Consider the following 15,487-nt stretch of genomic DNA (forward strand, 5'->3'; position numbering starts at 1 on the left):
GCCTAACGTCCAGCCGGTCCACACGAGGGAAATTTTATTGAAGCAAAGCCCTCACTTCCTCCAACATTCCAGATAAGATCGGTTCCAGTGGAGCGATCTCTTCAACATCTGCCTGACCCAGTTTTAAGTCTATTTCAATCAACGACCTCCCATCTGCACCTTTGAAATTAAAAGCAACCTTCTTAAACAACAGAAGTTCATCCGCCTCATCATATACACCATGTTTCTGCTGCAATTTCTGCCACCAGGCGATTTGCACACCCCCCAGCTTACAATTTAAACTCAGCGGATTTGAAGCCTCACCAGATTTCAAATCCGATTGCAAGACCAGTTCTGCCTTAATCCATTTCATCAGTTCATCTACAGGATGCATTTTAGCAGCATTGAAACTCATGTTGGTAAACAAACTCACCTGCCTCAATACCGTCTTATGCCGTTTCAGAATCCTTTCCGCTTCACCTATATCTTTTCCTGCGATTTGTCTTTGTACCTGCAAAACATACCAACTGATAAAACGTACGTGGTTAAACCCAAGGCCAATTAAATCATGGATCAATTCTTCTTCAGAAACCGACCCTTCCACTGCCAACTCCTCCAAAACAGCAATATACTTCCTCAAGTATTTAAAGTCCGCCCAATGCATCTTCATCGAACTGTACAAAAACCGTTTGAATGGCACCCCGGCAATTTCTACCAGGGTATGGTCAATCCCTGATCTTCTGAATTCAGATGACACACGATTCCATTTCTCCTTTAATTTAAGTCCTTCATTGTTGCGGAATAGTTTGGGTAAGACAATCGTGTCAGGAACATATTCGGCAACCGGCATGCGTATGGCATCCATCAGTTCCATCAACAAGGTTGCATCCTCATTCAGCGAGTCTCCGTGACGATACAACTGGTCACAAACCCTGACCAATGTGAACATGCTGATCTTCAGATAGGTCCTGATCTGGGTCTCATTGGTTAAACCCAACAGGTGATCCAACATGACCCGTTCCACCCGCTTCACTTCTTCATATAAGGCCGTTTTGGACCCCAAATCGGGATCCTCTAACTCTTCTGCCATTCTTTCGGTGGCAAGGCGCTTTAAATTTTCAAATTCGTGATTCATAATAGATGATGTTTTTACTTCTTGTTTTTGCGTCTCCTGCGCCGCCTTCCATGCCCAGGAAATGATCTGTGCGATGGTACGGCTGACTTCTTCCATTCCCCGCTTGTCATTGATATCAATACCGGAGACCTTACTCTTAATGCTATTCGCTTGCAATACCATATAATAACTACCGCCCAGCAACAAACCAATAACCGCACGAAAATTGACATCGGTGCTGGCAAAGAACTGATCCGTCAGCCTGAACAACTTTTCTCCTTCCGCTTCCCGCGCATCCGAAATGTTCCTGATCAGCACATCCTCATCACTGATCTGCCAGAGAATGATCTTTTGCATTTCCCTGTCCCCGAAAAAGAACTTAAGGTTCTCCTGCATCAGCTGGACAAACATCTCCTTCAGTTCGGTTGCCGTCGCCGAACCTGAAACCTGGAACCTTTCAAAAAATGGCATCCAGTAATCTTTCTCGCTGATGTATTTACGCTTCAGGTTATTTAACCCTAAAAAATGATGACGGATCACATTCTTATTCCTGCCTACAAAGCGTGCAATGTTGTTTGTTCTCAGTGCATGATGACCATACTCTTGCAGGATCAAACCCACGACTTCAATCAGGCGCCGCTTTGTCGCTTCTGCATCCCTTACTTTTTGCTTTTTCCTAGGAGTAGTCATAAAATTTACCTTAACATTTGCTTCAGACCAGCTGTCTTAATCACCCATTCCCAGGCATTCAATACCTTATCCAGCTGGTCAAACTCGTGGGTGGCCATCACCGACATCCGGATCCTCGCATCTTTACGGGAAACTGCCGGATAATTGATCTGGTTGGCATAAACCCCCGCTTTCAACAGCAAATGACAGACTTCAGCATTCTTATTGCTGTTTCCGATCATTACCGGAATGATCGCTGACCGGCTCTTGCCGACATCCAGTCCCAGGGAAAGCAAGCCGCTTTTCAAATACGTTACATTCTGCTGCAGCTTTTCCATCCAGTGCGGTTCCTGATCTACCAGATCAATTGCCGTACTGATACAGGCAGACGCCGGCGTAGCCGTAGCCGAAAAGATATGCTGACGGGACTGGAATTTCAGGAAGTTCACCAATTTCGGATCGGCTACCACATAACCACCAATATGCGCAAAGGTCTTACTGAAGGTTCCGGTAATGATATCCACCTCTTTAAACAAATCATATAGTTCAATTACCCCACGCCCAGTTTTACCGATCACTCCCGTTCCATGCGCATCGTCTACCAGCAAGTAAGCCCCGTAATGTTTGGTCAGCTGAATGATCTTGTCCAAAGGCGCCAGGTCACCATCTTGGGAATACACCCCATCAATGATCACCATTCTCGTGCGGTACTTGTTCTTTGACATTTTCAACACTCGCTCCAATGCATCCAGGTCATTGTGCGGAAAAGACTTGGTATTGGTCAGGAAACAGCCCTCCTGTACACTTGCATGAACAGCCATATCCAGTATCGCCAGGTCTTCCTTTTTCAGTAAAGCCTGTATCGAGGCACTGTTCGCCGTATACCCCGTGGTAAAGGTGAGTGCAGCCTCCCTGTTAAAGAAAGCAGCTATCTTCATTTCCAATTCTGTATGATAATCATAGTGGCCACCAATAGCAGGTGAGGCTCCCGCACCGGAACCATATTTTTCAATCCCTGCTATCGCGGCCGCTTTTACTTTAGGATGCTGGGTAAAACCCAGGTAATCATTACTCACCAGACTGATGAAATCCCTCTGCGTTATTCCCGGCACTTTGAGACTGATCTCCGGGCCACAGCCCGTCTGCGCCTCGAACCGGTAATTCATCTGCCCGCGCTGCGTTTTATAATCAAAGTATTCACTCCATAGTTCTGCCCATGCAAAGGGATCCAGACCAGGAATATTTTCAAAATCTTTAAAGCTTGCATTTTCGAAATTGATCTTCATTTTTTTATAAGTATTAGTTCAATAGCGAAAGTAGTTTGGGGGAATACCCCGACCGGGCAATTAAGGGGCAGTATTTCTATTTTCTTTGCAAAACCGCCCTGGCAATGAAAAAGAGCGCCCTAAAGACAAAAAAAATGTAGAATTTATCCATTTTATAAAACATCAATTATGGTTTCTTTCTCCTCCTTGCCAGATGCCGATGACTCAGATTCTATTTCCTTAAGCTTTTTAACATGAGAATTCACGTATGTTTTTTCGAATTTCCGGTTCTGATTGACGCAGGCAAAAATCCGAAGGATCAGTTTATACCTCAATGCATTCAACACCGCCATTTTCGGCTTCCCCTCCTGTTCCACTTTTCTCAGGAAATAAGGCCTCAATTCCGGACTATGTCGCATCGCCTGAAGTGCACACAAGTGCAGTAAACTTTTCATCTTTTTATTTGCCAGATGTGACACCCTGGATTTTACTCTGGCCTTACCAGATTCCTTGGGAAACGGGGCAACTCCGGCATAACACGCAAATTTCTTCGGATCTTTAATGTCTCTGAACTCATTGGTACAGATCAGCATTTCCGTTGCCGTAACCACTCCCACATAATCTACAGAAACAATCAAATCCCTTAGACGGCACAGCTGCTCATCCTCATTGATCACCTTCAGGATCGCTTCATCCACATCCAGTAAATCAAGTTTTACCGCTTCAATACTACGCGAACACAACTGCGCATTCTCCCTGGCCACCTTCTTCTTCACAAAGGCCTGCTGTTCCTTCACCGGAGTCGTCAGGCTACCGTACAATACCCGGAGTCTGAGCCTTAAAGTGGTCAGTTCTGCCAGCTGATCAATTACCGGTCGTCTGGGAAACCAGAACCTGAGATTTTCATGATGCAGGGAAGCATACGCGGCGATTCGAACGGCATCAATCTTGTCGTTTTTACCCCTCATATTACCAGGAGAATTTTTAATCTTCACCGCATTCTCTATCACGATATTCGCCTTAAAACGATGCAATACCTGCAACAAATGATTCGAATAAAAACCAGTACTTTCCAGACAGAAGATTGCCTTACTAATGGTAAAGCCGTGCTGCATTTTAAGCTCCTTTATAAAGTCCTTGATTGACTCCAAACTGTTTGGTATTTCCCTATGAAAAAGTACGACCTTTGCTTTCATTACCGCAAAATCCAGTTCATTACGGGAAACGTCAACCCCAATAAACCACCCGTATTTTTTTGAACTCTTTTTATCCATTGCATTTCATCTATGTTATTCAGCTAAACCGGTTTCAAAATTCACAGTTCACCAAAGCCATTTTTGCTTTGGATGAATACGCCCAGGGATCGCGGATTTATGCTTTTTATGTTACTGGAGAGGGATTTATTCATCCGCTAGGCCTGCACCTAAGACATCTTTTAATTCGCCCTCTCCGTAGCACATTAGTATTTCCAAATCCAGTCTGATCAGGAATCTGTTTTCAAACTCTTCTTTTTGGACGTCATCTAATTCTGATCATGTCCTGCCCATTATATGCTACCGGAGAGGGATTTACTCATCAACTAGGCCTTCACCTAACTTGTCGCTTAATTCGCCCTCTCCGTAGCATATAAGCTTATTTCCAAATCTAGTCTAGTCTGATCATGAATCTGTTTTCAAACTCTTTTTTGAACGCTGTCTAATTCTGATCATGTCCTGCCCATTATATGCTACCGGAGAGGGATTTACTCATCAACTAGGCCTTCGCCTACAACTATACCTAATTCGCCCTCTCCATCGCATATTAAATATTTCCAAATCAAGCCCGATCAGAAATCTTTTTTCAAACTCTTCTTTTGGGTGGTATCTAATTCTGATCATGTCCTGCCCATCATATGCTACTGGAAAGGGATTTACTCATCAACCAGGCCTTCACCTAACCTGCCCCCTAATTCGCCCCTTCCATAGCACATTAACTTATTTCCAAATCCAGCCAGAATATGGATATATCTTCAAACGCTTCTTTTGGAGAGTATCTAATTCTGATCATGCCCTGCCCATCCTATTGCTATACGATTAGAAAAGAACTCATCTGATTATTAGCTCCCAGCCCAGGGGCATCAAACAGTTCACTTCTTCCGTCGCGTATTTATTTAAATCTGTATCAGCCGTCACCTAACTGGTCATTAATTCACCTTTTCTATCGTTTCATTTTTAATTACACTCATCAAGTTCCCACTTCTTTGATAAAACTGTGGCACCCATCCGGGCTGCCACAGTTTCTAACCTAAATTCAAATCTCATCGGAGAAGATGAGTTCACAAAACCATAAAGGGCTAACCAACCCTTTATCCTGACATACCAGTGCCCCAATAAAGCACTAATCTTTTCATAACACCTGCTTCAACTTAATTCATCAAAGCTCTCCCGTGTTACCTTATTTCTCAACCGCTTCAGACAAGCCACATGAATCTGACGTACCCGTTCCTTAGACAGATTCACCACTTTCGCAATTTCCGCCGGCTGCATTGGAAGCGGAATATCAATCCCGTAGTACAATTCTAAAATCTTTCTTTCACGCGGAGCAAGTTCCCTAAGTAGGTCATCCAGTGCCACTTCAACCGAATCCTGAACAGCAAACCGATCCGGTGTTTCCGCCCTATCATCCGCCAAACGATCCAGTAAAGTACCATCATGCTCTGCCTCATTTTCCTGATCCAGGGACAGCATCCAGGGAGAATAAGCCGCACATTCGATTACCCTTGTCACACTTAAATCCGTATAATCCGCCAGTTCCTCCACACTTGGCATGCGTTCCAGTAATTGTTCCAATACCGCACTATCCTGTCCCATTTTTATAATTGCGTTCACCTGATTGGCAGGAAGCCGAATCGTACGCCGCTTTTCCGCAACTGCATGAATGATGCTCTGACGCACCCACCACACTGCAAAAGAAATAAACTTAAATCCCCTGGCGGCATCAAAACGCTGTGCCGCCCGAATCAAACCCATATTCCCTTCACAGATCAGGTCCTCCAAGGCAAAACCCGCGCACTGATACTTCTTCGCCACCGAAACCACAAACCGCAGGTTCGATTTCACCAATGTATTCAATGCCAGCTGATCCCCCGCCCGGATCCTGGCACATAAATCCACCTCCTGTTCCACTGTCAGCAGCTCAATCTTAGACAGCTCATTCAAATACTTATCCAGCACCGCAGACTTCCTGGTCAGCGACACTTCAATCTTCAGCGCCCTCATAAATTCCGAAGCCCCAATGGACTTAACCGCGTTCTGCGCCGGATAAACCGGGCAAAGTAAGCCTGGTCCCGGAAGCCCAGTTCAAAAGTGATTTCTTTCACAGAATCCTTCCCCATTCGGAGCAGTTTCAGCGCTTCCTGAAACAACCTGTCCTGGATCATTTGATAAACCGTCATCCCTAAATGGGCCTTCCCCATTTTATCCAATTTATACAAGGAAACCCCAATCAACGCCGCATAATACTCCCTGTATTTACACTTCCTGAAATCAATATCGATCAGGCGTTGTAAACGAAACAACAATCTGATCTCATCCAAAGCGCCATTCCGCTGAACCAACTGGTCAACAGCAGTTTCCTTTACCAATTCCCGCGTCATAACTATTTCCTATTTGTGTTCGTCAATGGCGGTCTGGAACATTTTCTTCTCATTCTCCGGCACATTCGCACCAAATTTCTCCAGGTAAGTGGTCGCTGCCGGAACATAGTTTTTCCAGTCCTGTGAATTGTAAAAACCAACCGTCTTGGCACGAAGCAGGATCTCCTCGCCAGGAGCACCGTATGGTTTTACCGCAGCCTCAACTGCTGCCCAATCGACCGGATCAGCATTCATCAATGGTTCCATTTCCCCTTTTAAGATCATGTTCATCATGGCCACCGTATACTTACGTTCCCCCATTACCTTTTTGAATATCTCCGCATCCTTGTTCATCAAAGCAAAACCAGCATCCTTAGTACTTTTGGTAAAAGAAACCACCGCATCAATGTCCTCTTCAGAAAGTGGCTTTTTTAGCCCAAAAATGAAATCATGCCCCGCTAGCCCTGCGCCCAGCTTATCGCCAACCTGCCCAGCAGTCATGGACATTTTTTTTAAAAAGGCCTCATCTCGCTTACCATCTATGTACTGCTGCAGCATTCCACTGTACAAAAGACCTGGCTCCGTCAGGTCTGCACCCTGTGCAGTAACAACGGGGACATTCTTTTCAGCATCCGGGTTCAGCTGACTGTGAATCTTTCTCAGCTCCGCAAAAGGAATTTTGACCACTTCCCGGTCATAAGTCATCAGCCCGTTCTGTTCCCCTTCCACATCAAAAGGCTGGGTATAAATTGAACCGGAAAGTCCCTGTTTTTCCATCAGCTTTAAATGCTGGTTCATGATGGTATATTTTGCACGCAATCCTGAAGGTTTCTCGGTAATGTATCCCCAGGCAGAGCTCGTGTTCCACTGGTGATCTGGTATAAAGACCCCGATCCCTCCAAACTCCCCGCAAACCTGCGCCTTACCCGGCAACTTAATACTCATCATCGGATCAGGATAACTGTGCACATCGGTCACATCAGCCGATACGTAGGCATTGGGAGAAGGTGATCGCAGTACTTCATTCACATAAAGAATCTCCCCGGAGTGCCCGTTCAATATCCTGGAAGGATCTGTCTTTTTAATCCATTCACTCAGTCTTTGCTGGTCATATTGCCCCCATTTCTCATTGAACAGCACCCAGCAAACTATAGAGGGATAATTGTGCAATTGGGCAAGTGTTTCTGAACATTGTGCTTCAAAAGCAGCTTTGCTTCCTTCAGGTAGTCCCTGGTTCGGATTCACCATATCCTGCCATACCAGCATCCCCAGTTTATCTGCATGGTAATACCAGCGGGCCGGTTCTACTTTAATGTGTTTACGGATGGCATTGAATCCCATCGCTTTAATGGCCTTTATGTCATAAGCAAGGGCTTCGTCTGTTGGGGCCGTATACAGCCCATCCGGCCAGAAGCCCTGGTCAAGCGTTCCCAAATTAAAATAAGGCTTGTTGTTTAAAAAGATCCGGTCCACACCCGCAACATCCCTGGCAATACCAATCTTGCGCATCCCGAAGTAAGAAGTTACTTTATCTACCACCTTCCCGTCTTTCAGTAATTTCACTTCCAAGTCATAGAGGAAAGGTGAAGCGGGTGACCAGAGTTTCGCATTCTTAACAAGAAGCTGAAGATCAGTTCCTGCCTCTCCGAATACGGCGTTTACTTTGGCTTTTCCGTCAAATGCTGTGGCTTCGATTTTATAGCCTGCAGGTGCTTTTATGGTAAGGATCAAAACGCCTTTATCAATATCCGGTGTCATTTGCAGTTCACTGATATAGGCTGCAGGAACAACCTCCATCCATACCGTTTGCCAGATTCCCGATGTTGGTGTATAATAGATATTGGCAGGATTCAACACTTGTTTACCATGAGGACCAACACCTTCACCAGTCGGGTCATATACTTTTACCATCAGCTCATTTGAGCCTGAAGCAAGTGCCTCAGTTATATCCATATCGAACGCGGTATAGCCTCCGGTATGTGATCCAACTTCTTTCTCGTTGATGTACACCCAGCACTGGTAATCCACTGCTCCAAAATGCAACAACACACGTTCACCGGCTTTCAGCGCCGGTCTAACAATACTTCTTTTATAGACCAGGTGCTGGTCGGGAAGTAATGCCTTTTTCACGCCGGATAAAGCAGATTCAATCGGGTAAGGCACCAATATCTTTCCTTCATTCAGCACTTTCATGTTGTTGGTTTTAGCTGTTATGGTATAGTCCCATAGCCCGTTCAGGTTTATCCAGTTTGGACGTACCATTTGAGGCCTGGGGTATTCTTTCAAGGCGTTTTCCGGGGAAACCAGTTTAGCCCATCGGCTTTGAACAGGCACTTCCCGCATTTGATATTTTTGTTGCGCCTGTACTGCGATATTCATAAAATTGAACAAGGCAGTGGCCAGGAACAAGCATTTTTTTGCTTGATTTAACATCTTTTGATATGTTTTTTAGTTATTTCTTTTTTTAGAAGTTTAGTTTGTATTTGTATAAGTAATGATCATACAAGGCATACAATGACTGTCCGTAGACCTTAAAATCCGTTAATTTTTTCTTATTAAAATCTGGTAAATAAAAGCTAAACTGATATTTGCTGTCGTTCACGGAATAAACATCGATTATTGAAACATTTTTTAAAGATTCAGGAACCTCGTTATCTGCAATCAACCCCGACTGAATGAATAGGAAATGTTCATTAATTGCAACCCTTTTATTTACTTCAACAGGTGGAATAGCAAGCGTCGTCTGATTTTGCGATTTTATTGAAGCAATTTTTAGTTTAGCAGTTGAATTTGTATCAATGGTTTTTCCTTGATATAATAAATTAAGATTACTGTCCGCACAAATAAATTGATTCCGATAATAATAGACATAAAACACATTCCCAGATTTTGGCGCTACTGCTAGATTCCCATCGGTACTAAAAACACCGTCTATTTGCTTATGAAGAAGATTAGCGGAAGATCTAAAACCATCAGAATCTGGCCTATATCTTACCAATCTATTTTGCCCATTTTGAACGACTCTTAAAATAAATGATTTTCCTAAGGAATGAGCTGCTTGAGTAAAAAATGGAGGTTTTGTTGCTGGTTTTAATATTTTGGAACTAAGTTTTCCTAAAAAAAGAGCAGGTTGGTTGCCATCAAGTGTATATATGGATCCATGCTGAACTAAGTTAAAATATCCCCTGGTCAACTTAGCTCCTTCGGGAAGACTAAAATGACATCCAACAGTGTCTTTTACGGAGGAATCTACTCGCAATAATTTTTGGGGAGTGTATAGGTTACCAATGTAAATAGAATCATTACCTATCCCAGCTAAGTACCACCGACCCTCCCCTAAATCAATAATATTATCAGGAACAAGTCTGTGTGTTGGGAGGGCACGTATAAAGTTATTTTTATTCTGTTTCGCTTTAGCCGATACAAAATACAGAATAACAACCAGCACCACGCTAAAAATTAAGCAAATTGTAATTAACAAAATACGTTTGAAAATCATAAGGATAAAGTTAAGTAAGCCTGGGTTAATATAACCCAGGCTAAATTCATCTACAAGCGCCTTAGCGGGACACTACAAGTCGGAGGAACTGGACCACCGAGAACATCATATTTATAAATCGGAATACCTGAAAAAGTACATTGAGCTCCGGTATAATAATCTTGACAATATTGTTGGTCAGTGCTACCAGCTTGAACGTAACATGTTCCATCTAGAATCCATGAGAAATACATAAACCCTTTGGTTTGAGGTTTAAAGGCAAACGTTGAAGCTACAGCTAATAGGAATGCCCCCGTCATTAATAATTTTCTAAATTTCATTTTTTTACTTTTTAATTGATTGGCCCGAAATTTCAAGGGTACGGACGTCCCTTCTTATCGCGAATAAGATCTTAACCATCTTTTGGATATATTAAAATTGAAAGTGCTCCCAGAATTACAAAGCCTATATTAAAAAACAGATGCTGGCTCCAAGTCAAGTTTTGCAATATTCCTCCACAAGAGCAAGGAATGTAGGTTCCGAATTTTAAGATGACAATAATGTAAACAGAGAATACAACCATTAAACTAAAGGATAGGTATAATGCATAATATTGCATTTTTTTGAGTGCTAATAATGCGGCAATTACAAGCTCAATTAACGGAATTCCAACAGCGACATACTTAGCAAAAAGACTGAGTATCGGTGATTTACCTAATTCAATTCTGAATTTTTCAAAATCTTCAATTTTAGTCAAAGCAGCATATGCAAAAAGTATAATAAAAAGAGCGCTTATTATCTCTACTAGTGTTTCCCTTACTTTACTTTTCATAAAATCAATAGGTTTAGTTTAGCTTGTAAAACCCCTCTCTTTTCAAAAATTTTAATATCGGCTCCATCCATTCATTAACTGGCAAACGCTGGGTAAATCCGTGATTACCTTTAGGAAACAAATGCAGTTCCGCATCTACTCCATTCTTTTGCAGAGCCTGGTAAAACACAATACTATTGTTCACGTCAACTATACTATCATCGCCAGCGTGTGTCAAATATGTAGGCGGAGTTCCTTTACTAACCTGAAGGTCATTCGAGAACAATTGTACTTTATCATTAGTTGGTTCCATACCCAACAATGAAATCTTAGATCCAATATGTGTTAGTGTATCATTCATACTGATTACCGGATAGAGCAAGATCATAAAGTCCGGTCGCAGATTGATGTTCATTTGATTTGGAACATAGCTTTTAGAAAAATGCGTCCCTAAAGTGGAAGCCAGATGCCCTCCCGCACTGTATCCAACGACCCCAATCTTCCCCGGATCAATGCCCCAGGAAATAGCTTCTGATCTGATCACTTTAACGGCCTGCTGTGCATCCATCAATGGCCCAAAACTTTTGTCTTTCATAGTGTCACTCTTAGGCAAACGATATTTGACCACAAAAGCAGTGATTCCCTTTTCAGCAAAAGCCTGTGCAATCAGTATGCCTTCTTCCTTGTAAGCCAGAAAAGTATAAGCGCCACCAGGAAAAATAACAACCGCAGTACCGCTTGCTTTTTCTTTTACAGGAAGATAAACTTCCACTGAAGGTAGTTCCCGAGCGGGGATCTTTTTTAAGCTGTTTGGAATACTATCTGTATAAAGTTCAAAGACTTTTTGTGCTTTACCCGTAGGCCCAATAAAAAATAACAGCAGCATTAATATCGTTTTATTTAACATCGGTTTTTATTATATATATCTGAATTAGTTACTTGTAGTATTCCAGGTGGGAATATTCTTCCTCATTTTCTCCAATGTTTCGACGAAAACATTCTCATTATTGGATGCTCTAACTGCTTTTTGCTCCCAGTGAATCGCTGCATCTCTTTTGCCTATTTTATAGAGTAGATTTGCGTAAGTATCCCATGCTGCAAAATCAACTTGATACCATTGTTCAATTGCATATTTCATAACAATGTCACATGCAAACTCTAAAATATTTGGATCATTTACATTTTCAAAAAGCGGCCAGGAAACAGCGTTAATGTTGAATTGAGGTCTTTTTAGTGCTTTCTCAAAGTATAACTTATAATATTTACCGTACGCTGGCCAATCCTTTTGTTCGTAAGCTTGGAGCATACGCTTACCATAAAACTCCTCTAGCCCAATTGGTCCAAATTTATTCGCGAGTTTGGCTTCTAAGGCATCCCATTCTGAATTAGAGATCGCTGATGGGTTTTTAAAATAAGCGTTTGAAATGGCACTCCTTAGTGAATATTGCGCTTTATCGGCGCCCAGAATAGAATTTACTCTGTTTGTTTCACTAATAAACAGCTTAAACGCTGCTCCATCTACGTCCTTCAAATGTTCGTTAATGAATGTTAAATTTCTTTCTGTAAAAAGCTCATTCTCATCTAATTTGAGCAAATAATCTTTAATGTAAACTTGCGCAAGGCTATCTGCAATCTTATTGTTTCCCTTTTTCTTTTCTTGTTGCACAAGCGCGGGCATCTCAGAATAATTTTTAAATTTCTGCGCATAAGAGTTTCCGCATAAAAAAATCAGCAAGGCAGTGGCCATTAACAAGTAACTTCTTGTCTTCAATTGTTTCATAATATGTTTTTGTTTATTCTTATTTGTGATTCTTAAAAAATTTTGTGTAAAGGTTATTCGAAACCCATTAGGATATTAACCTTATCACTTGTTAAGCCAGTACCAGGAGTCCTACCTGTACTATCAAGTTCAAACCCCTCATCAGTCCATCGTCTGGTCGTGGGAACTCCTTCTAACATCCACATGGGAGCTGATTTTCCTCTTAGATAATGATCAAAAAACTGAGCCATCCTTACACTGTAATCTGCTGCATTGACCTTGTTAAATAGCCCGTGATTTTCATCTGGATAAACGATCATCCATGATTTCTTTCCCATCCGCCGAAGTCCCATAAAGAATTCAAGAGCATTCGCATATAAATATACCCCATCATTTTTTGTGTGCATCATCAACAGTGGCGTTGATACTTTATCAATTTGAAAAACAGGTGAATTCTTAATATAGGCTTGAGGATTTTGCCAAAGTGTTCCGCCAATTCTGCCTTGGGATCCTTGATCCTCAAAATAGCCTTGCATGCTTCCCTGATTACTGAATAACCCTCCATACGAGCTTATTATATTTGAAAGACTACTGGAACTAACAGCTGCAGCAAACAATTTTGTATGAGTTACAAGATAATTCGTTTGCAACCCCCCAAAACTGCATCCCTGAAGTCCCATTTTTGTCTCGTCTACAAAAGGCAAGCCCGCAACATATTTAGCCGCAGAAACCACAGCATCATAGGTGCCCTGCATAGGGTCTCCAACTTTATAAAAGATATCAGGGCAAAAAACCAAATAACCATTACTCACATAGGTTGGTATGTTAATTTCACATCCCGAACATAACGCCATAGGAGTTAAGAAAGCATTCAATCCATTGGATTTTCTTTCATAATATTGGAATACAACAGGATATCGCTTATTTGGATCAAAATTCTCTGGCTTATATAAAATTCCTTGTAAAATCCTTCCATCTAAAGATGTCCATCTATGCAACTCTGACGTATACCAATTATAGTTCTTTTGTGGCTGAATATTACTTAAGCGATTAAGTGTTTTAAAATCTCTAGTACTAAAATAATTAGGCGCATCAGTAGCACTCATACGTCTTATAATATACATTTCAGAATTTTTAGCTTTAATCGGCAAAAAATCTGCCCCCTCAGGTACATACCCACTATTAGTGCAGAAGATGTAGGGGCCCATTATTAACCGTTCAGGATCCCCTAACCTGTCTAATCGTTTTCTAAAGAAACCATTGTCTTTATTTGTCTCGTTAAAGGCGCTTAGATATACATTGGGATAGTCGATGTTTTTTTTATTTGAATATGTTTGAGTAACAAGGTCGAAGACAACGTGATGTTTTCTGCCATAGCCATTTGTCATTTGATTTGGTTTTTTGTTATTAAGAGGATCCAGCTTCCATATGTCATACGTGTCATAAACTAGAACAGATTGATCTTCATTTAACCATAGCAAATTGTTATAGTTTCTTGGATAAACATCTGAATCAGATCTATATAAATCGTCACGAAAGGAATCCTTCCAAGAAATGAAGATATCTTTCGTTAAATTTCGCGTTATACCGCTGATTAATTCATAACTGAAATAAGCTCGGTCTTTAAAATCATAGTAGATTAAATATTTGCCAGTTGGCGAGATTGTAACCGTTTTATTTCCATCTAAAAACTCCAAAGCTATTCTTTTCCCACTTTTGACTGAGATAATAGACCACTTAAGACGACTTGCTGGACTCCATGGAATTCCCGGGAATTCAATACTCCGTACAAGGGCTATTTTTTCTTGAGAAGTGGAGGACGTTGGGAAGCTGAAAGACTCGCCTGCCTTTATTTGTAAACGAGTAAGGTTATACTTGTTCAGATCGAGTATCGATAAATATGTTTTAAGTTCAGGGTCTGTCGCTTTCTCCGTTTGCAAAATTGTATCCTGGTAGCTCCACACTTCTACGTTTATTAACCTTTCTTTTTTCTGCTTTTTTTCTGCTAACGTTAAAAAAACGCCTTCTCCATTTTCGTTAAAACGATCCAGACTAAAAAGAGTAAATCGCTTTTCTATTGGACTAGTTTTGGTATCAAATATGCACATTGCTTTTTTGAAGCCAGTTTTATAATACCAAATATTTCCACCCCTGCGAAATACTAACTGTTGATGTTTAGAATCTATAAGTAGGTTTTCCGGATTGATGCCATGCCATATTTCACGGTCTTTACCACTTTCAAGATAAATCCAATGTAGAGATCGAAAATCATTCTGGTCTTCATCATTCTTCCAGAGCAGTAATATACTTCCATCTTCACTAAACTGATAGCTGTCTACACCCAAATACCTCAACTCCCGACCCGTGTCAATGTTTTTTAAAAAAAGATTTTTAGATTCACCAGCCTTGGAATAACATAACCATTCATTACCATTACACGTCTGAAGTTCAAATGAAGAAATGCCATAGTAATGTTTCGTTTTATCAGTACCTAGCGTCAATCGTGTCAAAACATCTTTTCCAGTAGCAAAGAACAAATATTTACTATCACCAGTTATAGTGTATCTTCGAACATCATTGAATTGCCTCTTCCACAATCTATCTGTGGATTGCACAACTAATTGGCCATCTTTATTCAGTGCATTGTTAATGCCGTATATTGCATACTTACCGTCATTACTTAGAATTGGGGTAGATAAAGATGGCCATCGACTATAAGTGTTAGAGTCCACAACTATTTTCTGTCCAAATAGCGAGTCAAAATGGAACAATAGTAGCATTATTAAAATAAGTTTCATA

Annotated in this window: 12 protein-coding genes; all 12 read right to left on the reverse strand. The window is 41.4% G+C overall.

Annotated features, from left to right (window positions below; genetic code table 11):
• Positions 1-34 precede the first annotated feature (34 nt).
• The 12 genes from HQN86_RS24940 to HQN86_RS24995 all read right to left on the reverse strand — a co-directional run bounded on the left by HQN86_RS24940 (position 35) and on the right by HQN86_RS24995 (position 15,486).
• Entirely contained in the window at positions 35-1,783 is a 1,749-nt protein-coding gene (locus HQN86_RS24940; RefSeq protein WP_172663555.1) for a hypothetical protein, read from the reverse strand.
• Positions 1,784-1,788: 5 nt separating this feature from the next.
• Positions 1,789-3,048 (reverse strand): aminotransferase class I/II-fold pyridoxal phosphate-dependent enzyme, encoded by a 1,260-nt coding sequence (locus HQN86_RS24945; RefSeq protein WP_172663556.1) that lies wholly within the window; start codon positions 3,046-3,048, stop codon positions 1,789-1,791.
• Between the two features lie 152 nt (positions 3,049-3,200).
• Positions 3,201-4,301 (reverse strand): transposase, encoded by a 1,101-nt coding sequence (locus tag HQN86_RS24950; RefSeq protein ID WP_172663557.1) that lies wholly within the window; start codon positions 4,299-4,301, stop codon positions 3,201-3,203.
• A 1,125-nt stretch (positions 4,302-5,426) separates the two neighbouring features.
• Positions 5,427-6,284 carry a sigma-70 family RNA polymerase sigma factor gene (locus HQN86_RS24955; RefSeq protein ID WP_172663558.1) on the reverse strand — a complete coding sequence of 286 codons (858 nt, stop codon included), beginning with the start codon at positions 6,282-6,284 and terminating at the stop codon, positions 5,427-5,429.
• Positions 6,281-6,661: a helix-turn-helix transcriptional regulator gene (locus HQN86_RS24960; RefSeq protein ID WP_172663559.1), complete on the reverse strand. Its 381-nt coding sequence runs from the start codon at positions 6,659-6,661 to the stop codon at positions 6,281-6,283. Before HQN86_RS24960 ends, HQN86_RS24955 begins: the two co-directional genes overlap by 4 nt.
• A gap of 9 nt (positions 6,662-6,670) precedes the next feature.
• Entirely contained in the window at positions 6,671-9,073 is a 2,403-nt protein-coding gene (locus HQN86_RS24965) for a glycoside hydrolase family 2 protein (RefSeq protein WP_172663560.1), read from the reverse strand.
• A 31-nt stretch (positions 9,074-9,104) separates the two neighbouring features.
• A complete protein-coding gene (locus HQN86_RS24970; protein ID WP_172663561.1) occupies positions 9,105-10,139 on the reverse strand; it encodes a hypothetical protein in 1,035 nt (344 codons plus the stop codon).
• Positions 10,140-10,189: 50 nt separating this feature from the next.
• Positions 10,190-10,459: a hypothetical protein gene (locus HQN86_RS24975; protein ID WP_172663562.1), complete on the reverse strand. Its 270-nt coding sequence runs from the start codon at positions 10,457-10,459 to the stop codon at positions 10,190-10,192.
• Between the two features lie 71 nt (positions 10,460-10,530).
• The gene (locus HQN86_RS24980; RefSeq protein ID WP_172663563.1) at positions 10,531-10,950 is read right to left on the reverse strand and encodes a MauE/DoxX family redox-associated membrane protein; all 420 of its coding nucleotides are present in this window, start codon (positions 10,948-10,950) and stop codon (positions 10,531-10,533) included.
• A gap of 13 nt (positions 10,951-10,963) precedes the next feature.
• Positions 10,964-11,815, reverse strand: coding sequence for an alpha/beta hydrolase (locus HQN86_RS24985; RefSeq protein WP_172663564.1), 852 nt, complete (start codon positions 11,813-11,815; stop codon positions 10,964-10,966).
• A gap of 45 nt (positions 11,816-11,860) precedes the next feature.
• Positions 11,861-12,709: a hypothetical protein gene (locus tag HQN86_RS24990; RefSeq protein WP_172663565.1), complete on the reverse strand. Its 849-nt coding sequence runs from the start codon at positions 12,707-12,709 to the stop codon at positions 11,861-11,863.
• A gap of 53 nt (positions 12,710-12,762) precedes the next feature.
• Positions 12,763-15,486 (reverse strand): alpha/beta hydrolase family protein, encoded by a 2,724-nt coding sequence (locus HQN86_RS24995; protein WP_172663566.1) that lies wholly within the window; start codon positions 15,484-15,486, stop codon positions 12,763-12,765.
• Position 15,487 lies beyond the last annotated feature (1 nt).

Source organism: Pedobacter panaciterrae (assembly GCF_013204795.1).
GTDB lineage: Bacteria > Bacteroidota > Bacteroidia > Sphingobacteriales > Sphingobacteriaceae > Pedobacter > Pedobacter panaciterrae.